At 51.2% G+C, this 20,514-nt stretch carries 16 protein-coding genes; 5 read left to right on the top strand and 11 right to left on the bottom strand.

Annotated features, from left to right (window positions below; all coding sequences use genetic code 11):
• Positions 1 to 89 precede the first annotated feature (89 nt).
• Positions 90 to 1,850, bottom strand: a complete 1,761-nt coding sequence (locus tag RYZ59_RS00975) for a DEAD/DEAH box helicase (protein WP_318048937.1) — start codon at positions 1,848 to 1,850, stop codon at positions 90 to 92.
• A 151-nt stretch (positions 1,851 to 2,001) separates the two neighbouring features.
• On the opposite strand from RYZ59_RS00975, the gene rsuA reads away from it, so the two are divergent.
• The 3 genes from rsuA to RYZ59_RS00960 all read left to right on the top strand — a co-directional run bounded on the left by rsuA (position 2,002) and on the right by RYZ59_RS00960 (position 4,593).
• Positions 2,002 to 2,709 carry a 16S rRNA pseudouridine(516) synthase RsuA gene (rsuA, locus tag RYZ59_RS00970; protein ID WP_202038247.1) on the top strand — a complete coding sequence of 236 codons (708 nt, stop codon included), beginning with the start codon at positions 2,002 to 2,004 and terminating at the stop codon, positions 2,707 to 2,709.
• Between the two features lie 15 nt (positions 2,710 to 2,724).
• Complete coding sequence (locus tag RYZ59_RS00965; RefSeq protein ID WP_137384094.1) at positions 2,725 to 3,915, top strand: Bcr/CflA family multidrug efflux MFS transporter; 1,191 nt, start codon at positions 2,725 to 2,727, stop codon at positions 3,913 to 3,915.
• Between the two features lie 333 nt (positions 3,916 to 4,248).
• Positions 4,249 to 4,593 (top strand): YejG family protein, encoded by a 345-nt coding sequence (locus RYZ59_RS00960; protein ID WP_137384093.1) that lies wholly within the window; start codon positions 4,249 to 4,251, stop codon positions 4,591 to 4,593.
• Positions 4,594 to 4,596: 3 nt separating this feature from the next.
• Here RYZ59_RS00960 and yejF read toward each other — a convergent pair whose 3' ends face one another.
• The 9 genes from yejF to RYZ59_RS00915 all read right to left on the bottom strand — a co-directional run bounded on the left by yejF (position 4,597) and on the right by RYZ59_RS00915 (position 16,268).
• Positions 4,597 to 6,186, bottom strand: a complete 1,590-nt coding sequence (yejF, locus tag RYZ59_RS00955) for a microcin C ABC transporter ATP-binding protein YejF (RefSeq protein WP_202038248.1) — start codon at positions 6,184 to 6,186, stop codon at positions 4,597 to 4,599.
• 1 nt (position 6,187) lies between these two features.
• A complete protein-coding gene (locus RYZ59_RS00950; RefSeq protein ID WP_318048931.1) occupies positions 6,188 to 7,213 on the bottom strand; it encodes an ABC transporter permease in 1,026 nt (341 codons plus the stop codon).
• Positions 7,213 to 8,307 carry a microcin C ABC transporter permease YejB gene (locus tag RYZ59_RS00945; protein ID WP_318048928.1) on the bottom strand — a complete coding sequence of 365 codons (1,095 nt, stop codon included), beginning with the start codon at positions 8,305 to 8,307 and terminating at the stop codon, positions 7,213 to 7,215. The genes RYZ59_RS00950 and RYZ59_RS00945 overlap by 1 nt, the downstream gene beginning before the upstream one ends.
• Positions 8,308 to 10,122, bottom strand: coding sequence for an extracellular solute-binding protein (locus RYZ59_RS00940; RefSeq protein WP_318048925.1), 1,815 nt, complete (start codon positions 10,120 to 10,122; stop codon positions 8,308 to 8,310).
• Between the two features lie 100 nt (positions 10,123 to 10,222).
• Positions 10,223 to 11,782 (bottom strand): cyclic di-GMP phosphodiesterase, encoded by a 1,560-nt coding sequence (locus RYZ59_RS00935; protein ID WP_318048923.1) that lies wholly within the window; start codon positions 11,780 to 11,782, stop codon positions 10,223 to 10,225.
• A gap of 182 nt (positions 11,783 to 11,964) precedes the next feature.
• A complete protein-coding gene (gene mepS, locus RYZ59_RS00930) occupies positions 11,965 to 12,534 on the bottom strand; it encodes a bifunctional murein DD-endopeptidase/murein LD-carboxypeptidase (protein ID WP_121584825.1) in 570 nt (189 codons plus the stop codon).
• Between the two features lie 413 nt (positions 12,535 to 12,947).
• Complete coding sequence (locus tag RYZ59_RS00925) at positions 12,948 to 13,661, bottom strand: phosphatase PAP2 family protein (RefSeq protein ID WP_202038252.1); 714 nt, start codon at positions 13,659 to 13,661, stop codon at positions 12,948 to 12,950.
• 34 nt (positions 13,662 to 13,695) lie between these two features.
• A complete protein-coding gene (locus RYZ59_RS00920; RefSeq protein ID WP_137384087.1) occupies positions 13,696 to 14,682 on the bottom strand; it encodes a CobW family GTP-binding protein in 987 nt (328 codons plus the stop codon).
• 119 nt (positions 14,683 to 14,801) lie between these two features.
• On the bottom strand, positions 14,802 to 16,268 hold the full coding sequence (locus RYZ59_RS00915) for a mannitol dehydrogenase family protein (RefSeq protein WP_202038253.1): 1,467 nt from the start codon (positions 16,266 to 16,268) through the stop codon (positions 14,802 to 14,804).
• 202 nt (positions 16,269 to 16,470) lie between these two features.
• Between RYZ59_RS00915 and uxuA the strand changes: the two genes are divergently transcribed.
• Complete coding sequence (uxuA, locus tag RYZ59_RS00910; protein ID WP_318048919.1) at positions 16,471 to 17,661, top strand: mannonate dehydratase; 1,191 nt, start codon at positions 16,471 to 16,473, stop codon at positions 17,659 to 17,661.
• A 71-nt stretch (positions 17,662 to 17,732) separates the two neighbouring features.
• On the opposite strand, the gene RYZ59_RS00905 is transcribed toward uxuA, so the two are convergent.
• Positions 17,733 to 19,214, bottom strand: a complete 1,482-nt coding sequence (locus tag RYZ59_RS00905; protein WP_318048917.1) for a PLP-dependent aminotransferase family protein — start codon at positions 19,212 to 19,214, stop codon at positions 17,733 to 17,735.
• Positions 19,215 to 19,381: 167 nt separating this feature from the next.
• On the opposite strand from RYZ59_RS00905, the gene torC reads away from it, so the two are divergent.
• The gene (torC, locus tag RYZ59_RS00900) at positions 19,382 to 20,512 is read left to right on the top strand and encodes a pentaheme c-type cytochrome TorC (RefSeq protein WP_318048912.1); all 1,131 of its coding nucleotides are present in this window, start codon (positions 19,382 to 19,384) and stop codon (positions 20,510 to 20,512) included.
• Positions 20,513 to 20,514 lie beyond the last annotated feature (2 nt).

The raw sequence follows: 20,514 nt of genomic DNA, 5'->3' as shown, positions 1-20,514 counted from the left end.
CCCAGCAACAGGTAAGTGATCTGCTTTGCGTATGCAAAAGCGGGCGAGATTCTATACTCAAACGGCTGGCACATCAATCAAAAGTACGATTAACCGCGTAATTCATGTGCCCGCCGGAAACGACCTTCATAGTCGAAGACTTTTTCACGTACCTGCCAGTACTGGCCTTTCATGCGCGCCACCACAAAATCAGGATGCCGCAGCAGGGCCTGTTGGGCGAGGATATCGGCGGCGGTTATCCAGCGTAAGGGCACGCCGGGGGTACGGGTATGTGGGCGAATAAACAGCTGTTCAAAGGCCGTTCGCTGTGCGGGCGTGTGTAAGCGAAAACGTTCGCTGACGTCGGCACCATCTTCATCGTAATAGGTGATTTTCAACCATTCGCCTTTTTCATCCTCGCCGTTCTGTAACACCATGCCGCTACAGCGCAGAACCAGCGCATCTTTGAGCCTGAGCGCGGCTTTCAGCATATCATCCGGATCGACCAGTACCGTATCGCACTCGCGACAGCGGCGTGCGGCAATATCATTTTCCGCATTACACTGCGGACAGTTTTTAAAACGAAAGCGGAAATCGCATTGCTCGCGATGGCCGTCATCATCTTCAAACCATCCCTGGCAGCGACGGCCAAAGTGTTCAATCAGCGTGCCGTCTGCCGTTGTTTTGCCCCAGAAGGTATTCGCAAACCCACAGGCAGGGCAGAACACCTGTACCGGAACGTTGTCGCTTTTCCCTTTCGGTGCACCCACTTCCGGTGCGTACAGATCGTGCGGGTTGCCGGCGTAATCGAGGATCAGACAATCGGTTTTACCCGGGGCCAGACGCAGCCCGCGACCGACAATTTGTTGGTAAAGGCTAACTGACTCCGTCGGGCGCAGAATGGCGATAAGGTCGACGTGCGGAGCGTCGAAGCCGGTGGTCAGGACCGACACATTCACTAGATAGCGAAAGCGCTGGGCTTTGAACTCTTCAATCAGCACATCGCGCTCAGCGCCTGGCGTATCTCCGGTGATTAGCGCAGCGTCGTCAGCAGGCAGCAGGCCGACAATCTCTTTGGCGTGCTCAACGGTAGCGGCAAATATCATGACGCCTTTACGCGTCTGGGCAAATTCGACAATCTGGCTGATGATATGCGGTGTTATTCGCTGCTGCTTTTTTAGCTCCTGATTCAGATCCGCTTCGCTAAACAGGCCATTACTCTGCGCCTGCAGGCGGCTAAAGTCATACTGCACGACCGGCATATCGAGGCGTTCTGGCGGCGTCAGGTAGCCGTGTTTAATCATGTAGCGCAGCGGTAATTCATAAATGCAGTCGCGAAACAGCGCTTTTTCATCGCCGCGCACCATACCATGATAATGAAAATGATAAATCCAGCCTTTGCCCAGGCGAAAAGGCGTGGCGGTGAGCCCGAGCAGGCGTAGATGAGGATTTACGTTGGTCAGGTGCGTCAGGATCTGTTGATACTGACTCTCTTCATCATCACCAATGCGATGGCATTCATCGACGATGAGCAGGGAGAATTCGCCCTGGAAGGCGTCCAGATTACGTGCCACCGACTGAACGCTGCCAAAAACCACTTTCCCGTGGCTCTCTTTGCGCTTTAACCCGGCGGCAAAGATATCGGCTTCCAACCCCAGAGCGCAGTACTTGGCATGATTCTGCGCAACCAGCTCTTTGACATGTGCCAGCACTAATACGCGCCCACGAGCAACCCGCGCCAGTTCAGCAATCACCAGGCTTTTGCCCGCGCCTGTGGGGAGGACGATAACTGCCGGCGTGCGGTGATGGCGAAAATGGTTGAGCGTGGCATCCACGGCTTCTTTTTGGTAAGGACGAAGAGTAAAAATCATGGGCTCACAATATGTAACAGTCTCGCGTATAGTATGCCACGAATCTTTTTCCCTTGAGGGAAGTTGTTAGCTCGTTATACTGAGCGGAAAACGGCTCCACTTTTCGGGCATAACGCCCGATTTCCGTATTGTTACAGGCAAAATCACACTCATGCGACTTGATAAATTTATCGCTCAGCAACTCGGCGTCAGCCGCGCTATTGCCGGGCGTGAGATCCGTGGTAACCGTGTTACCGTCGACGGCGAAATCGTCAGAAATAGCGCCTTTAAGCTGCTGCCAGAACATGACGTTGAATATGACGGCAATTCTCTGGTTCAACAGGCGGGTCCACGCTATTTTATGCTGAATAAGCCTCAGGGCTATGTTTGCTCCACGGATGACCCGGATCACCCGACAGTTCTCTATTTTCTCGATGAACCTGTCGCGCACAAACTGCATGCGGCAGGACGTCTGGATATCGACACCACCGGGCTGGTGTTAATGACCGACGACGGTCAGTGGTCGCATCGCATTACCTCTCCGCGTCACCATTGTGAGAAGACTTATCGGGTGACGCTGGAATCACCGGTGGCAGACGATACCGCTGAGCAGTTTGCCCGCGGTGTGCAATTGCATAACGAGAAAGATCTGACGAAGCCGGCTGTGCTGGAAGTGATTACGCCGACTCAGGTACGTTTGACCATCAGTGAAGGGCGCTATCATCAGGTTAAACGCATGTTTGCCGCTGTCGGGAATCACGTTGTGGAACTGCATCGTGAACGCATCGGTGCCATCAAGCTTGATGAGGATCTGGAGCCCGGTGAATACCGTCCATTGACTGAAGAAGAAATCGCCAGCGTTAACTTAACCCCGCGTTAATATCAGGAGCTAAATGTGACCACCCGGCAGAACTCTTCAATTGCCATTGTTTTTATCCTTGGCTTGTTGGCCATGTTGATGCCGTTGTCGATCGATATGTATCTTCCGGCGCTGCCGGTGATCTCTGCTCAATTTGGCGTGCCGGCAGGCAGCGCGCAAATGACCCTCAGTACCTATATTCTGGGGTTCGCGGTGGGGCAGTTGATCTATGGGCCGATGGCCGACAGCATCGGGCGTAAACCGGTGATACTGGGAGGGACCCTGGTGTTTGCGGCGGCAGCGGTCGCCTGTGCGTTGGCGCAAACTATCGATCAGTTGATCACTATGCGTTTCTTCCACGGTCTGGCGGCCGCGGCGGCAAGCGTGGTCATCAATGCCCTGATGCGCGACATCTATCCGAAGGAAGAATTCTCGCGCATGATGTCATTTGTCATGCTGGTGACGACGATTGCACCACTGATGGCGCCTATTGTGGGCGGTTGGGTGCTGGTATGGCTGAGCTGGCACTATATCTTCTGGATCCTCGCTGTGGCGGCGATTCTGGCCTCGGTGATGATCTTTACGCTGATCAAAGAGACCTTGCCCGTTGAGCGTCGTCAGCCGTTTCGCTTGCGTACTACTCTGGGCAACTTTGCCTCGCTGTTTCGCCACAAGCGCGTCCTGAGTTACATGCTGGCCAGTGGGTTTAGCTTTGCAGGGATGTTTTCTTTCCTGAGCGCAGGCCCCTTTGTCTACATTGAAATCAACCATGTTTCACCGCAGCACTTCGGTTATTATTTTGCACTGAACATCGTTTTCCTGTTTGTGATGACGATTATTAATAGTCGTTTTGTTCGTCGGGTTGGTGCACTAAATATGTTCCGTACCGGGCTGTGGATCCAGTTTGTGATGGCGGGCTGGATGGTATTCAGCGCGCTGTTCGGCGTTGGATTCTGGGCACTGGTTGTCGGTGTTGCGGCGTTTGTAGGTTGCGTGTCGATGGTGTCATCAAATGCGATGGCGGTTATTCTGGATGAGTTTCCACACATGGCCGGTACGGCCTCATCGTTGGCGGGGACGTTTCGTTTTGGTATCGGCGCGATTGTTGGCGCGCTCTTGTCACTGGCGACCTTTAACTCAGCCTGGCCAATGATTTGGTCGATTGCGTTTTGCGCCACCAGCTCAATTCTCTTCTATCTCTACGCCAGTCGCAGCAAAAAACGGTGATCTATTACACAACCTGGGGGCCATAAGGCCTCCGGAGTTGATGTATATCAACCTCAAATCCATCATTTCCCCCAGTAATGTTTATTTTATGTAAAATCAATTTATGTAAAAAGTCACATCATTGTAGTTAAAAAGGTTGAGTTAGATCGCAGAAACGCGTACATATAGCGCGGAAACATGCCGTACCCATTGAATAAATTTAAATACGGGGTTCGGAAAGCGGCTTAAAGACAGGGTGTAAACGTTTACCAACTGTCTAAAGACGTATTGTCAATGATGTGTTAATATTGATGTAAAATAATTGTGAAGTAACTGTACTTCCAGGGAAAGAAAGTGATGACATTACAACTCTCAATCGTTCATCGTCTGCCGCAGTGCTATCGTTGGTCGGTGGGTTTCGCAGGCTCAAAAGTTGAACCGATTCCGCAAAACGGCCAAAGTACAGAAAATAGCCTGGTAGCGCTAAAATTACTCAGTCCCGATGGCGACAGTGCGTGGTCGGTCATGCATAAACTCAGTCAGGCGCTTAGTGATATCGAAGTTCCTTGTTCCGTACTGGAATGTGAAGGGGAACCGTGCCTGTTTGTGAACCGCCAGGATGAGTTTGCCGCGACCTGCAGACTGAAAAACTTCGGCGTGGCCATCGCAGAACCTTTTTCAAATAACAATCCATTTTGAGCGTCAGCTTAGCGCGAGCAGCTGACGCGTATAGGCCTGTTGTGGCGCGTTAAATACGTGCTCGCATTGCCCCTGTTCCACGACTTCTCCCTGCCGCAACACAATAACCTGATGGCATAACGCACGTACGACATGCAAATCATGGCTGATAAAGATATAGGCCAGACGATGCTTTTCCTGTAAGGACTTTAACAGCGTGAGGATTTGCGCCTGTACGGTTCTGTCGAGCGAGGATGTCGGCTCATCCAGAATGATCAGCGAGGGTTTGAGAATCAATGCCCTGGCAATGGCTATGCGCTGGCGTTGACCACCGGAAAACTCTGCAGGATAACGATGGCGGGTCTCGCTATCGAGTCCGACTTCAGCCATCACTGCTTTTACCTGCGCTTCACGCTGTTCAGCGGAAAGCGTTGGCTGGTGAACGCGCAATCCCTCTTCAATAATTTGTAATACGCTCAAACGCGGATTCAGTGAAGAGTTGGGGTCCTGAAAAACAACCTGAATGCGGTGACGTACTGGCAACAGTTGGCGACGATTTAAGGTATGCAGCGCCAGACCATCGAACACGATACTGCCCTGCGATGTGATTAATCGCAGCAGCGCCAGACCGGTGGTACTTTTCCCGGACCCTGATTCGCCCACCAGCCCCAATGTTTCACCGGGCCTGAGGGCAAAGCTAACGTTGTTAACCACCACGTTATGATCCACCACGCGCTTGAGGATACCCTTGCGTACAGGGAAGGCGACGCTCAGCCCATTCACTTCCAGTAATGGCGGTTGTCCGGCGGGTAAAGGGACGGGATCGCCGGAGGGTTCGCTATTTAACAGTTTCTGTGTGTAGGAATGGGTTGGCGCGGCAAGCAGTGGCTCGGCACGATTTTGTTCAACGCATTGACCGTTCTGCATGACGGCAATGGAATCGGCCAGCTTTCTCACGATGCTGAGGTTATGGGTGATGAACAGCAATCCCATGTTCAGCTCACGCTGCAATTCTCGTAGCAGTTGCAGAATTTGCGCCTGCACAGAGACATCCAGCGCGGTTGTGGGTTCGTCGGCAATGAGCAGCTCCGGGCGGGTTAACAGCGCCATAGCAATCATTACGCGCTGGCGCTCGCCGCCGGAAAGCTGGTGCGGATAATCTGTAAGGCGTTTCGCTGCATGGCGAATGCCTACCCGATCCAGACAGGTCAGAATTTCTGCCCGTGCGGCTTCCCGACGCATTCCCCTATGCAAAGACAGAACTTCATAGAGCTGTTTTTCAAGGTTATGCAATGGGTTCAACGACACCATGGGTTCCTGGAAAATCATGGCAATTTTATTTCCCCGTACACCGCGCAGCGTCTGCTCGTTAGCGTGAAGTAATGATTCACCGTGAAAGCGGATATCACCGGAGAGGTACACCGCAGGCGGCGTGGGCAACAGACGCAACACCGAAAGCGCGGTGACGCTCTTGCCTGAACCAGATTCACCCACCAGCGCCAGCGTTTGCCCGGCATCAACGCGCAAAGAGAGAGCATTGACTACAGTGCGTACGGTAGCTTGTTGACGAAAACCGACGGATAAATTCTCAATGGCTAACAGAGGTTGTGTCATCTTAAATCGCCTTATTGGGATCAAATGCGTCGCGTACCGCTTCACCAATAAAAATCAATAGCGATAATAAGAGGGCAACGGAGATAAACGCGGTGATGCCAAGCCACGGGGCCTGAAGGTTATTTTTACCCTGCAACAGTAATTCTCCCAGTGATGGAGAGCCGAGCGGTAATCCGAACCCGAGAAAATCCAGCGAGGTGAGCGTGGTGATTGAGGCGCATAAAATAAACGGTAAAAAGGTCAGGGCGGCAACCATCGCATTCGGCAGCATATGACGCAAAATAATACTGCGATCGCTAACCCCGAGCGCTTGCGCTGCGCGAATGTAATCAAAGTTTCGGGTGCGCAGAAATTCCGCGCGTACCACGCCAACCAGGCTCATCCAGCCAAACAGCACGGTGATCGCTAATAGCCACCAGAAGTTAGGCTGAACGACACTGGATAGCAAAATAATCAGAAACAGCGTTGGCATACCAGACCACACTTCGATGAACCGTTGCCCCCACAGGTCAACCTTACCGCCATAATAGCCCTGTAGTGCGCCGGCCATCACCCCCATGACGCTGGAACACAGGGTCAGCATCAAGCCAAACAGAATTGAAATGCGGGTGCCGTAAAGGATACGCGCCAGCACGTCACCACCATTTGCGTCAGTGCCCAGCCAGTTTTGCGCAGAGGGTGGAGAAGGGAAGGGCTTATCGGTGGCAAAGTTGATGCTGGTAGCGCCGAACCGGATGGGGGCCCATAGTATCCAACCCTGACTCTCCAGACGGTGTTGCATCCATGGGTCCTGGTAATCAGCCTTTGTTGCTAACGGGCCGCCGAAATCGCTCTCACTGTAGTTTTTAACCAGAGGGACATACCAGCTGCCGTCATAGCGAACCAACAGCGGCTTATCATTCGCGATCAGCTCGGAACACATGCTCAGGCCAAACAACACCAAAAAAATCCATAATGACCAGTAGCCGCGGCGGTTATGACGAAAACGCGCCCAGCGGGCCTGATTGACGGGGCTTAATCGCGACATTAGCGTCCCTCGAAATCAATACGAGGATCGACCAACGTATAGCTGATATCACTGAGGATATTGAGCAACAGGCCGATCAGGGTGAAGATGTAGAGTGTGCCGAACATCACCGGGTAGTCGCGCGATACGGTAGATTCATACCCCAGTAATCCCAGACCATTAAGCGAAAACATCACTTCGATCAGCAGCGAACCGGTGAAAAACATGCTGATAAATGTGGCGGGAAATCCTGCGATTACCAGCAACATGGCATTGCGGAACACATGTTTCCACAGAATATTTTTCTCACTAACGCCTTTGGCACGCGCAGTAACGACATACTGCTTACGTACCTCATCCAGAAATGAGTTTTTAGTCAGCATGGTCAGCGCGGCGAACCCACCCACCACGGTTGCCAGCACCGGTAGGGTTATGTGCCACAGATAATCGGTAATTTTTTGATACCAGGGCAGGGCGTCAAAATTAGCGGACACCAGTCCGCGTAGCGGGAACAGGTCGTAATAGCTGCCCCCGGCAAAAAAGACGATCAGCAAAATCGCGAACAGGAATGCGGGGATGGCGTAGCCGATAATAATGAAAGCACTGCTCCAGACGTCAAAACGACTGCCGTTGTGGACCGCTTTGCGGATACCAAGTGGAATCGACACCAGATAGATGATGAGTGTACTCCAGAGCCCCAAAGTCACGGAGACCGGCAGGCTGTCTTTGATTAGCGTAAGAACAGAGGCGCTGCGAAACAGACTGTCGCCAAAATCAAAGCGGATATAGTCCCAGAGCATCTTGAAATAGCGTTCATGAATGGGTTTATCGAATCCGTAGCGACGGGTGATTTCTGCGATCACTTCCGGGTCAAGACCCCGACCACCGCGATAATTGCTGTCGCTGATATTCCCGACGCCGGTTTGCGCGTGACTGGCACGCACACCTTCACTGCCCGCACCGGGCAACGCACCGCTTTGTCCGAACTCAATGGCGGCGACGGCCTGCTCAACAGGACCGCCAGGTGCAATCTGTACGATAAAAAAGTTGATAGTAATGATGGCCCAGAGCGTGGGGAGCACCAGCAGCAGACGTCGAATCAGATAAGCGCCCATTTACTCTCCCTGTCGTCTGGCTGCGGGAAGTTTCGCCGCTTTGTTGACGTCATACCACCAGTTGTCGATGCCAATGGTATAAATCGGGCGGATAGCCGGATGCGAAAACTTATCCCACCAGGCGATACGATCTTCTGCCATGTACCACATCGGCAACATGTAGTAGTTCCAGGTTAATACCCGGTCCAGTGCCCGCCCCAACGGGATCAGTTTGGCTTTATTCCCTTGTGCGGCAATGATCTGGCTAATCAGTTTATCAATGACCGGGCTTTGCACTCCGGGCGCGTTATAGCTGGAGTCTATATATTCAGAGGCCCAGAGAATTTGCAGGTCTGAGCTTGGCCACGGCATTGCGCGATAGAGCCTTGGCATCATGTCATAGTCACGGCTGCGCAAGCGGTTAGTGATTTGCGAGTTATCCACCTGGCGGATATTCATCGTAATACCTAAGCGCTGCAGATTGTGCTGGAATGGCAATACCCACTGGCTGTTGCTGCCTGCCGGGAGTAGTAACTCGAAGGTCAGCGGTTTACCGCTGGTGCTATTTATCCGTTGTTGCCCTTTCAGTATCCATCCCGCCTGTTGGAGTAACGTATCGGCTTTCAACAGGTTTTCACGATCGTAGCCATCGCCTTTCGACATCGGTGGTTGATAGATTTGACTGAAGACCTCCGGTGGCAGCTCTTTTTTCAATGGCGCAAGGATCACCAGTTCATCCGCATCGGGGTAACTTCTGGCTGCATACTCGGTGTTCTGGAAATAGCTGTTCGTCCGACTCCAGGCATTATAAAACAGGGCCTTATTCATCCATTCAAAATCGAAGGCCAGCGTAATTGCTTCCCGTACACGTCGGTCACTAAACATTGGACGTTGAATATTAAAGGCTAACCATCGTGTGTCCTGTGCGGACTCATTCTTTTGTTCGTCTTTGACAATGTAATGATTCGCGAAATTCTTACCGGTATAACGGGTTGCCCAATTTTTTGCATCGTTTTCAAGTCGCAGGTCGAATGCTCCAGCCTTAAATGCTTCAAAAGCGACGTTATCATCTAAATAGTAATCGTAGCGGATGGTATCAAAGTTCCAGCGTCCGCGATTGACGGGCAGGTTTGCCGCCCAATAATCTTTAACGCGCGAATAAACAATGTACTGTCCCATTTTCCATTGACTGATGTGATAAGGGCCGCTGGCGAGCGGTGGCGACGACAAGGGGTCGCTGAGCTTGTGATCTTTCCAGTACTTTTCGGGCATAACGGGTAAGGAAAACAGGCTGAGCATATCCTCTTTGCCCGGTTTGGCGAGTTCAATTCGCACTGTTAACGGGGCAATTGCCTTTACCGTTGTTCCTTTGTAGACCAAACGAAACTGCGGTACGCCTTCGGTCATAAATTTATGGAAGGTGAATTCGACATCGCGTGCGGTAATAGGGGAACCATCGTGAAAACGGGCCCGCGAATTAATCGCGATTTCTACCCACGAATAATCATCGGCGTAACGCGCTCTGTCAGCGATGAGCGGGTAGTAGCTGCCGGGTTCGTCATCCGAGGTGGTAAACAGCGTATCGTAGAGCGTTTCGGTGCGTGCGCCAGGGTTGCCGCGCATCGAGTAGCGGTTAAAGTTGTCGAAGGTACCCAGGGCGGAGAGGGTGAGCTGCCCGCCTTTAGGGGCAGCGGGGTTTACATAATCAAAGTGATTAAAATTAAATGCGTACTTGGGTTCACCCAACACGGCAAAGGCGTAGCTTTCTTTGATGGATTGGGCATGAACGTTAAACCCGATAAGGGCGATAAACAGAAGCAGTACGCGAGGCATCATATCACAGAGGTTTCCTTGTCCTGCCACAACCCGACAGGCTTCTTGCCCGAGAAATAGCGGTTGGGGTGGCGAGTGAAAATATATGAATCGCCTGGTGAGATCACCACGTTGGCTTATCGGATTGCTCCATCCAACGCACAAAATCATCAAGCATTAATGGGCGGCTGATCCAGTATCCCTGGAAGAAATGAACCCCACGATCGCGCAGCCATCGGGCTTGCTCAGGCGTTTCTACCCCTTCGGCAACCGTCAGCATATTAAGACGCTTAGACAGTGTCAACACCGCATCCAGTACCGGAGACGTTAGCGTTTCTGTCCCAATGGCGTTGATAAATCCTCGGTCGATTTTCAGATAGTCAACGGTAAAGCGTTCCAGATAAATGAGTGCGCTATGGCCGGTGCCGAAATCATCAATGGCAATTTCGAATCCGGCAGCGTGTAGCCATTCAAACAACTTTGATGCTTCATGCTGATTGAGCATATCGCGTTCGGTGATTTCGAGTACAACCTGGAAATAGCGTGGCGGCAGGGAGGCGTCCAGGCGCTGAATATCGTCTTTAAAGCTCTCACCATGCAGGTGCGTTGGGGCGATGTTGAGCCCGAGCTTTGCGCCTTGCGGTAACACTTTTTTTAATGCGGGGGCATCACGGGCCACCAGTTTGAACAGATGCTGCGTCAGCGGCACGATCATTTGTTGTGATTCAGCGTAGTGAATAAACGCATCTGGCGGGATCTCACCTGTTGTCGGGTGACGCCAGCGTAACAATACTTCTACGCCTTTTACTTCCAGCGTCTGCATTTCAACGACCGGTTGGTAGACCACATAAAACTGATCGTGCTTGATAGCGTTGAGAATATCCTTTCCCGGGCGTAAACGAACGGCGTAGTTGTAGTACCACAAAAGCAACCCGGTCATGATCCCGGCCATACATCCCAACATGACGGCATACCAGACGTCAGTGTACGTCCACTCTTGCGCGTATAGCCGGATCTTCATCGGGATCCCTTTCAGCGTCGTCTGGCGCCAGGTGGTATCCGGCAGCGCGGAGACGTCCATCAGTCGGGATGAAAAGGTCGTGATAGCGGTATCACCAACAATAATTGCAATACCGTCGAAATCATCTTCTCGGGCGGTATAGAGCAGGTAAGGCGCCAGATTGATATTCAGTGAGGAAAAGACGCCGCTATTATTAAATGAAGGATTTCGGTGCCAAATCATGATCGCCGGTTTGTCAGGCATCATCGGGGTACCGGACAGTAATTCCACATCGACATCTTTGTGGATATCCAGCTTCGGGATCAGCGACAGAATAGGCGAGTCCATCGCGCCAGTTGCGGAGGAGCAGAAAGCAATACCATCTTTTACCAATAAAAAAGCGCGTACATTGAGGTTAAATGCTGCGCTGGCGGTCAGCTTGGCGGCAACTTGTTGGCAATTGTATGAGACCAGCGGCTGCAGGGCATCTGTTGTACTTTTGAGGTCTGAGAGGTAACTGCTGATGTAATAGTCGATATCGGAAAGAAGCGTTTCGTACTTAACATCTCGTTTGTGCCAGGTGGCAAAAAACTGCAGGGTGCTGACAAGTACCGCGACGACTACCCCCGTAAAAATACAGGTAAAAAGGACATTTCGACTGGAAGAAGAGGGACGTCTGAACATAGTTCCTTATGTTTACCTGGGGTATTTGCTTATTATTAAACGGCTTGATCCGTAAAACTATAACCTGGATTGATTCGTATAGTGAGATTTTTCTTAAACATAGCGCAACGCAAAAAGCACCGCCGAAGCAGTGCTTTTGATAAGTCTCATCAGGATAGCCAAGGGATAGCTGCCAAACGAAATTAACTGCGGCTCAGGACCCGGCGAGCTTCATTGTAACGTTTTTTCCAGTAAGGCTCGTTCATGCTGGAAATGATAACGCCACTGCTGGTCGAGGCATGTACAAACTGGTTATTGCCGATATAGATACCGACGTGACGGCCGGTGGAACCCGCACGGAACAGAACCAGATCGCCTGTGCGCAGATTAGTGCGCGAAACGGATTTGCCCGTTTCCTGTTGCTCGTAGGTTGAGCGCGGAAGCTCTAAACCAAATTGCTCGCGGAACGTACGCTGTACGAAACTTGAACAATCAATACCTTTTTTAGTGCTGCCGCCAAGGCGGTAACGCACGCCTTTCCAGTCAGCGTATTGATCCATAATACGTGATTTAACATCGATATTACGTACCATACTTTCAAATTCATCCTGAGAGGCTTGCAGTGAAGAGTTATCTCCATTACCCACAGCATGCGTCTCAGAATGCATATTCTTCGCGGTGTTCGTTGTGCTACATGCAGAAAGCAGAACCGCAACTGCTATCGCGGGAATCCCCCGCAAGATATATCTCAAAATCGGTTGAGATTTGACCATTTTGTTTGTTTTCCCTTGAAGTCCTTAACGATAAATATCGTTATAAAAAATGCCAAACGTGACGAGACTAATTACCAACGCATGAGGAGACAATTCTTTAAGGTCAAATCTGTGGCAGAACGCACAAATTTATTCTTATAGTGAATAATTATCCCGCGAGGCAAAACGAGTCTGAGGTTACCCGATCGCTCCGGTCATTGCGAGTGATTTTATGTGATTTCTTATAAGAAAAAGTGATACAGAAAGTGAATAAACTGCATTGGCTAAATTAAGAACAGATAGGGCAAAAAACACGCAATTCATTCATTTTAAACAGGAATAATATGACAGGAGAATGACAGTCAGAGTGATAATTTCCCGGCAGATATCATCAGGAAATCAGAAGTATCCCTGATGATGTTAATTACTCTGCGTTATTTGTTTAAAAATTGTTTGTTTTTACCGGGAAGATAATGGGTAAACAGCATAACCAGGCGATCGCTTAATGGCGTCATTAACCACCAGGGCAAGCCAATCAATACGACGGTCATTGAACCTACCACGATATCTGTGAGCCAATGTGCGCCGATCATTACGCGTGGGAAGGCAAAAACCACAGTGATAATAAGGCCGATGATTCCTGCGACTTTTCCGAAATAACGCAGCATAAATGCGGAAAAAATAAGCAGCATCATACCGTGATCGCCAGGAAAACTGTCTCTGGACGCATCTTTTGTTGAAATATGCAGCAGCTCGCTGACGCGATTAATATTATCGAATGTGAGAGTGGGGCTGGCGCGCTTAACCGGAATAAGCGCCTGGCCCAGTTGGTTTAATATCACCGCGGTTAGCAGCATCACCAGCCCAATTGCCACAATACGGCGACGACCTTCCTGCGTTTCTTTTAGCCAAAAACTCAGCATTAATGTGCCCATCGCCAATAATGAACAGCCGTCAAATGCCCGGTTATTGGTGACAGCGACAATCCACAGGAAGAGCGGGCTCTCAACCAGCTTATGATTGAAGAAGTGGAAGATACCCGAATCAAGAGAAAACCAGAACCCATGCCCGTGTGGAAGATACCAGGACAGAAATAGCGCCAGACCAGCAATATTAAGCAGGAGTATGAGTGGGTATCGGGTTTTCATCGTCGTTTACCGTTGCTATAAAACGCAGGCAACCTTACGCGCCAACGTCTAAACGAAGCCTCAACAATGCACTCTGTAATGCATTCCAGTCGGTCTCGGTATCGGAGATGAGTTCAATACGGCTATCAGGAGGAGCGACGTTTTGCGTCTCAATATGCCAGTCCTCACCCTGACGATTGATACGCACCAGCCCCTCTTTAATACGCATCACTCCCTTTACGCGGCCGACAGGGGCGAGACGTGACCATTCCAGCAGGCCGATGGTATCGAACACCGTGTCAGCGTCAAAAATCCAGCCGCAGGCCTGATGCCCCTGACCGCTGTTCAGACTGCGACGCCAGCGTTGCTGCGCAGGCAGGCTTAGTGCTGCCAGCCCTTTTTTATCAGCATGCTGGTGAGTATGTGCCGCGCTGGAGGGAAGCGCCGTCAGATTCAGCCGGGGCAAATCCAGTAATTGTCCGTCGATTTGTCCATGATCGGCGTGAACTAACTGGCGGTTGCCGCCGTAGTGCTGCCACCAGGTTTGCAGTGCAATTTCGCTTTCTGTCGTGGCACGATCGGATTTATTGGCAACGATAATATCGGCAGAGGCCAGCTGATCGCGGAAATTCTCGTTCGCTACGCTTTTCTCATCCAGCAACAGGCGCGGATCAAGGATACAAAGCGTTGCGCGCAAGTCGATCCACGGTTCGTAAACCGGCGCGGTCAGTAAATCCAGGATCTGTTTGGGATGCCCGAGCCCGGTGGGCTCAATCAGCAGACGATCCGGTTTTCCCTGACGTAACAACGTATTGAGGCCAACCTGCATGGGCAAACCATTAACGCAGCACATACAGCCGCCGGGGATCTCTTTGAGCATTGCGCCGCTGTCGGCAAGCAGTGCGCCGTCGATACCCACTTCGCCAAACTCATTGACCAGAACGGCCCACTTCTCTGCGGGATCTTTGTTGGCCAATAGATGAAGAATAGAGGTGGTTTTGCCACTGCCGAGAAAACCCGTGATGAGATTGGTTTTAGTCACGTTTACTCCAGAATCATAAATTACCGTAATGGCTTTTAACAATCCTGGCGAAAAACGGGGGAAAAGAGAAGGGCAGAGAGGACGAAGACGAACTTCGTCCTGTTTAATGGCAGAAATCGTTAACTTTTTAACGTCTCGATGACCGCCTGATGTGCACCATATTGGGCGATACGTTGCCAGGCTCGTTCCACGGTATCGACGAAGTGTGGGTTCTGTGCGAGGTCAGTGGCGAAGATTTCATGCAGTGAAAGCAGCGCGCTGACGCGTTCTGATTCCGTACTCTGTTCGACGATAGTGCGGATTTTGTCACTCATCGGGTCACGAATATCGATAATTTCACCTGAATCATCAATCCCGCTTACGTAGCGCATCCAGCCCGCAATCCCAAGTGCCAGCAGCGGCCACTCACTTTGACGTGCTAAATGAACGCGAATCCCGTCCAGCATACGTTGGGGTAATTTTTGGCTACCATCCATCGCGATTTGCCAGGTTTTATGTTTTAGCGCCGGATTGGCAAAGCGTTCCAGCAGGCTGTCGGCATACTGGTCTAAATCAACATTGGTGATGCGCAGCGTTGGGGCTTGTTCGCTGAGCATCAGGCGGTGAGCCGCTTCGCGAAATGCGCGGTCCTGCATACAGTCGCTGATATGCTGAAATCCCGCCAGATAACCGAGGTAAGCGAGAAACGAATGGCTCCCGTTCAGCATCCGCAGTTTCATCTGCTCCCACGGCAAAACGTCATCAACCATCTGTACACCGGCCGTTTCCCATTGCGGACGGCCGCTGACAAAATGGTCTTCAATGACCCACTGAATAAACGGCTCGCAGCTGATTGCGCAAGGGTCTGCCACGCCTAATTCGCGGGCAATCTCATCCAGTGATTCTTCAGTCGCTGCCGGGACAATCCGGTCTACCATGGTTCCCGGGAAACTGACGTGCTCCCGAATCCAGTTAGCCAGTTCAGGTGAGCGTTTCTCCGCCATTCCCAGTACGGCGTTTTTTACCACATGGCCGTTGTCCGGGATATTATCACAGGAGAGAACGGTAAACGGTTGCAGCCCACGTTGACGTCGGCGGTGCAGGGCCTCAACAATAATACCCGGTGCAGAGTGAGGTTCATCCGGCACTTGCAGATCGTGAATAATGCGCGGGTTAGCGATATCGAGTGACCCGGTGGCAGGATCAATACAGTAGCCTTTTTCCGTAATGGTTAACGAGACAATCGCGACCTGAGGCTCGCAAAATTTTTCGATAATGGCCGCCAGTGAATCCAGCTTTGCATTCAGGCACTCGTTGACGGCCCCGACGATAATCGGCTGGTTGCCAGTCGCTCCTTTTTCCAGCACGGTAAATAAATGATCCTGCTCGCGTAGCTGGCTCATCAACCGGTCGCCGCTGAACAGGCTGATCTCACAAATCCCCCAGTCTCCGCCCTGCGAATTTAGCACCCGGTCGGTCAATAACGCCTGATGGGCGCGATGAAATGCACCGAAACCAAAATGTACGATCCGCGTTTTTAGCTGTTGGCGATCGTACCGAGGCATCACGACATTTTCCGCAAGAGACGCTGAGGCAATAGTCTTCATTTAATACACCTGATTAACCATTAATTAACAATGGCAGTATAAAGTTATATGACAACAAATTGAATTGGTGTGCCTCATTTATCCGGGTAATGTGAGCTGGATCAATCAATGATGGGCGATGTGTTGATCGTATACCGGATGCCTGTATGGTAGTCGTCATAAGAGTCGTTTAATTTGGTATAACAACTTGTGAGGTGAAGCAATGGAACAAACCTGGCGTTGGTACGGACCAAACGATCCAGTATCGCTTGATGATGTGCGTCAGGCTGGCGCAACGGGTGTTGTGACCGCCTTGCACCACATTCCAAACGGTGAAGTATGGCCCGTAGAAGAAATTCAAAAGCGCCAGGCGATTCTGGCCGAAAAAGGGCTGACCTGGTCGGTGGTGGAAAGTATCCCTGTCCACGAAGATATCAAAACACAGTCCGGCCAATATCAGACGTGGATTGCAAACTACCAGCAAAGTATTCGTAACCTGGCGACCTGCGGCATTGATACCGTGTGCTACAACTTCATGCCGATCCTGGACTGGACGCGTACTGACCTTGAATATCAGCTACCGGATGGGTCCAAAGCGCTGCGTTTTGACCAGATTGCGTTTGCGGCTTTTGAATTGCACATTCTGCAACGTCCGGGAGCCGAAGCCGATTACACCCCTGAAGAGCAGCGCCAGGCGCTGGATTATTTCAATGCAATGACCGCTGCCGACATTGAAAAGTTGACCCGCAACATTATTGCTGGCCTGCCCGGTGCCGAAGAAGGTTATACGCTGGATCAGTTCCGCGCGCGCCTGGCGGAATATGATGGGATCAGCAAAGACGATCTGCGCAATAACATGGCTGTCTTCCTGCGGGCGATTGTGCCTGTTGCTGAGGAAGTTGGCGTACGTCTGGCAGTGCACCCTGACGATCCGCCACGGCCAATCCTCGGTCTGCCACGTATCGTGTCGACCATTGAAGATATGCAATGGCTGAAAGAAACGGTAGATAGTATCAATAATGGTTTCACCATGTGTACTGGCTCGTATGGCGTGCGCGCCGATAACGATCTGGTAAAAATGATTGAAACCTTTGGCGATCGTATTCACTTCACACACTTGCGTTCAACCTGCCGTGAAGAAAACCCGAAAACCTTCCACGAAGGCGCACACTTGCAGGGCGATGTGGATATGGTATCGGTGGTGGCAGCCATTTTGAGTGAAGAGCAACGCCGTAAGAAAGCGGGGGATTTGCGTCCGATCCCCATGCGCCCGGATCATGGGCATCAGATGCTTGACGATCTGCACAAGAAAACGAACCCGGGCTACTCCGCGATTGGTCGCCTGAAAGGGCTGGCAGAAGTTCGCGGCGTGGAGCTGGCGCTGAAAAAAACGCAGTTCCGCGATCTGCTGTAATTCGCCCAACACCAGGCGATAAATTGCCGGGTGGCGCTTGTTGCGTCCCCCGGCAATACTCAGGTGCGTTGTTATTGGTGTAATAACGCACACCTCTCCTGTTCCAGTATGTTTAATACCTTTCTGAGGTGCGGCATCTGCAGTCCGCCAAAACCAAAGAACATCACCGCATCTGAATTTTGTTGCCGCCAGGCTGTTTCTGAGCCGTTTTCAATTTCCTGTAATGTATCAAAGCGTACCCCTGCCCGCAGACAGCGCTGGCGTAGTTTTGCGATGACGTCAGGCGACCAGTTAATGCGCAATGAGAGATGTAACCCTGCCGTGGCACCATCGATCTTGCCTTCAGGGAACAGGGCTGATAAGCCATCACGCAGTAATGCGAGGCGTGCTGCGTAGTTGCAGGCTAGCTTGCCGAGATGGGTATAAAACACCTGGTTTTGCATTAACTCGGCTAAAAACTGCTGTAATAACCACTGGCTACCATTGTTGTTCAGCGCTTTCATATTTTGAACGGCGGGCAGCAGTTCATCAGGGCAAACGAGGTAACCGAGACGTGCCCCCGGTCCCAGCGTTTTTGAGAAGGTCCCCATGTAGATAACCCGGTTGTGGTAATCCATGGCTTTCAGTGCCGGAAGGGGATTCTCACCATACGTAAATACGGCGTCGTAATCGTCTTCAATAATCCAGGCGCCCACTCGTTGTGCCCACGTGAGTAATGACTTACGTCGCTCAAGTGACAGAACACTGCCCATTGGATACTGATGAGCAGGTGTCACATAACAAAGCTGGGTTTCAACCTCGGGTAAATTATCGGTGCACATCCCGTGATTATCCACGGCAATAGACGTAATCTCAGCACCATAATAATTAAACAGATGCCACGCGCCAGAATAACAAGGTGATTCGGCGACCACGTGACATTTTTTATTCTGGCTTAGTGCATGATGAATAATGAATATTTGACTGAGCAGTGATAATCCTTCCTGAATTCCATCAGTAATGATGATGTTTTGTGCGTTGGTATTAATGCCGCGAGATAAATTAAGGTATCTGACAATTTGCTCACGTAATGAAAATAATCCGTTTGGTGAATGATATCGAGTCAGTAGCTGCTCTTTAAGTACGCTGGGGGCATTATTCCATTTACGCCAGCTTGACCAGGGAAACGCATTAGGGTCAGGGACGCCCATCCGGCAATAGCACTCACGCCCCATTTCAGCGTAAACATCGGTAGAAACACCGGCAGGCTTAGGCTTTATCGGCGGTGAGCCCTCCGCAGATGGCACGTGTACCGGGGGGCTACGCATAGGTGCCGTAAATGTGACTTCATAGCCGATACCCTGCCTGCTCTTAATAAAACCGGCCGCCATCAGTTTTTCATACGCCATCACCACCGTGATTTTGGCCACGTTTAACGTCTGCGCCTGCTCGCGGATAGAGGGCAGTTTATCCCCGCAAAGCAAATCACCTTGCTGAATTGCCTGAAAGTAGAATTGAAATATCTGCAATTGTAGCGGGATGCGACTTTCCCTATTGAGAGACAGTATCAGCATGAGGAAATTCCTTGTTTAAACAATATCGGCATATTACACGTTTCAGCATATTGCTATTTTGACACGCCTCATAGAGTTAAGGCTGTTCCTATAATCTGAAATCGCTGTCTCTATTTTTGCTTTTTAATATCCCTTAGCGTGATGCTATTAAAAAAATGGAGGCAGGTATGTCGTGGATAAAAAAGAACGCGCTTTGGTGTGCGTTAGGTGGCGCAGTCGTAATGGCCATTGTTATTTGGGGAACATGGCAAGGAGTCCATTACACCAGCACTACGGAGTTTTGTTTATCGTGCCACTCGATGCGCACATCAGGAGAGGAGTATAAGACCAGTGTGCATTTTCGTAATGCCTCTGGCGTGCGAGCGGAGTGTAAGGATTGCCACATTCCCCCGGGAGTCGTCCCGACGTTGATGCGTAAAACCGAAGCCTTAAACGATCTCTACCACACCTTTATCTCACCTTCGATTGATACCCCGGAAAAGTTCAATGCCAAACGGGCTGAGCTCGCCCAGAGAGAGTGGGCACGGATGAGCGCCAACAATTCGGCAGCCTGTAAATCGTGTCACAGCTATGAGGCGATGGATCATGGAAAACAATCCGCTAATGCCGCGGCACAGATGACGGCGGCAGCGGCGAAGGACAGCAACTGCATTGATTGCCACAAAGGGATCGCACACCACAAACCGGACATGAGCAGTGGCTTTCGCGATCGCTACAAGCAGCTACAACAGCAGGGAGAAAAACTAGCGACTGCGACGACGCTGTTTTCGTTAAGCGAAAAAACACTGACAGCCACGGCAGGGGCACCAGCAGGGAAAGCGCTGTTATTTCCGGCAACCCAGGTCAAGGTGCTGCAAAAAGAGGGGAGCAACGTCCAGCTGGAAGTGACGGGCTGGCGTGAAAGCAAGGGGCGTGGGCGGGTGATCACCCAGTATATGGGCAAACGCGTATTCTCCGCGGTCCTTGATGCTTCGCTGATGGAAAACGTGAAAGTCCTGCAAACCCAGACTGACCCAGGTTCGCATCAGGAATGGCAGCAGGTGAGCGTGACCGCATGGACCTCCGCGCAGGGACTCATCGATAGCATTACTCCGGTGTGGGAGTACTCGGATCAGATGCTGCAATCGACGTGTAGCGCCTGTCACAGCACGCCACCGACTACCCGATACACCGCCAATGGCTGGATTGCCGGACTGAAAGCGATGTCGACGTATTATCGACTCAATCCGGTGGAAGAACGTACGTTGTTGAAATACCTCCAGACCCACGCCAGCGATGTGTCTGAACCCAACAAATAATA

Source organism: Citrobacter sp. HN-141 (assembly GCF_033341895.1).
In the GTDB taxonomy this organism is placed as follows: Bacteria; Pseudomonadota; Gammaproteobacteria; order Enterobacterales; family Enterobacteriaceae; genus Citrobacter.
The sequence above is the reverse complement of the archived record's forward strand: the minus strand, read 5'-3'. Positions and strand labels throughout refer to the sequence as shown.

Bases quoted from the DNA above. Each gene is read 5' to 3' on its own strand.
- RYZ59_RS00975 (WP_318048937.1), bottom strand. From the start codon at position 1,850: ATGATTTTTACTCTTCGTCCTTACCAAAAAGAAGCCGTGGATGCCACG.
- rsuA (WP_202038247.1), top strand. From the start codon at position 2,002: ATGCGACTTGATAAATTTATCGCTCAGCAACTCGGCGTCAGCCGCGCT.
- yejF (WP_202038248.1), bottom strand. From the start codon at position 6,186: ATGACACAACCTCTGTTAGCCATTGAGAATTTATCCGTCGGTTTTCGT.
- RYZ59_RS00950 (WP_318048931.1), bottom strand. From the start codon at position 7,213: ATGTCGCGATTAAGCCCCGTCAATCAGGCCCGCTGGGCGCGTTTTCGT.
- RYZ59_RS00945 (WP_318048928.1), bottom strand. From the start codon at position 8,307: ATGGGCGCTTATCTGATTCGACGTCTGCTGCTGGTGCTCCCCACGCTC.
- RYZ59_RS00940 (WP_318048925.1), bottom strand. From the start codon at position 10,122: ATGATGCCTCGCGTACTGCTTCTGTTTATCGCCCTTATCGGGTTTAAC.
- RYZ59_RS00935 (WP_318048923.1), bottom strand. From the start codon at position 11,782: ATGTTCAGACGTCCCTCTTCTTCCAGTCGAAATGTCCTTTTTACCTGT.
- mepS (WP_121584825.1), bottom strand. From the start codon at position 12,534: ATGGTCAAATCTCAACCGATTTTGAGATATATCTTGCGGGGGATTCCC.
- RYZ59_RS00925 (WP_202038252.1), bottom strand. From the start codon at position 13,661: ATGAAAACCCGATACCCACTCATACTCCTGCTTAATATTGCTGGTCTG.
- RYZ59_RS00915 (WP_202038253.1), bottom strand. From the start codon at position 16,268: ATGAAGACTATTGCCTCAGCGTCTCTTGCGGAAAATGTCGTGATGCCT.
- uxuA (WP_318048919.1), top strand. From the start codon at position 16,471: ATGGAACAAACCTGGCGTTGGTACGGACCAAACGATCCAGTATCGCTT.
- RYZ59_RS00905 (WP_318048917.1), bottom strand. From the start codon at position 19,214: ATGCTGATACTGTCTCTCAATAGGGAAAGTCGCATCCCGCTACAATTG.
- torC (WP_318048912.1), top strand. From the start codon at position 19,382: ATGTCGTGGATAAAAAAGAACGCGCTTTGGTGTGCGTTAGGTGGCGCA.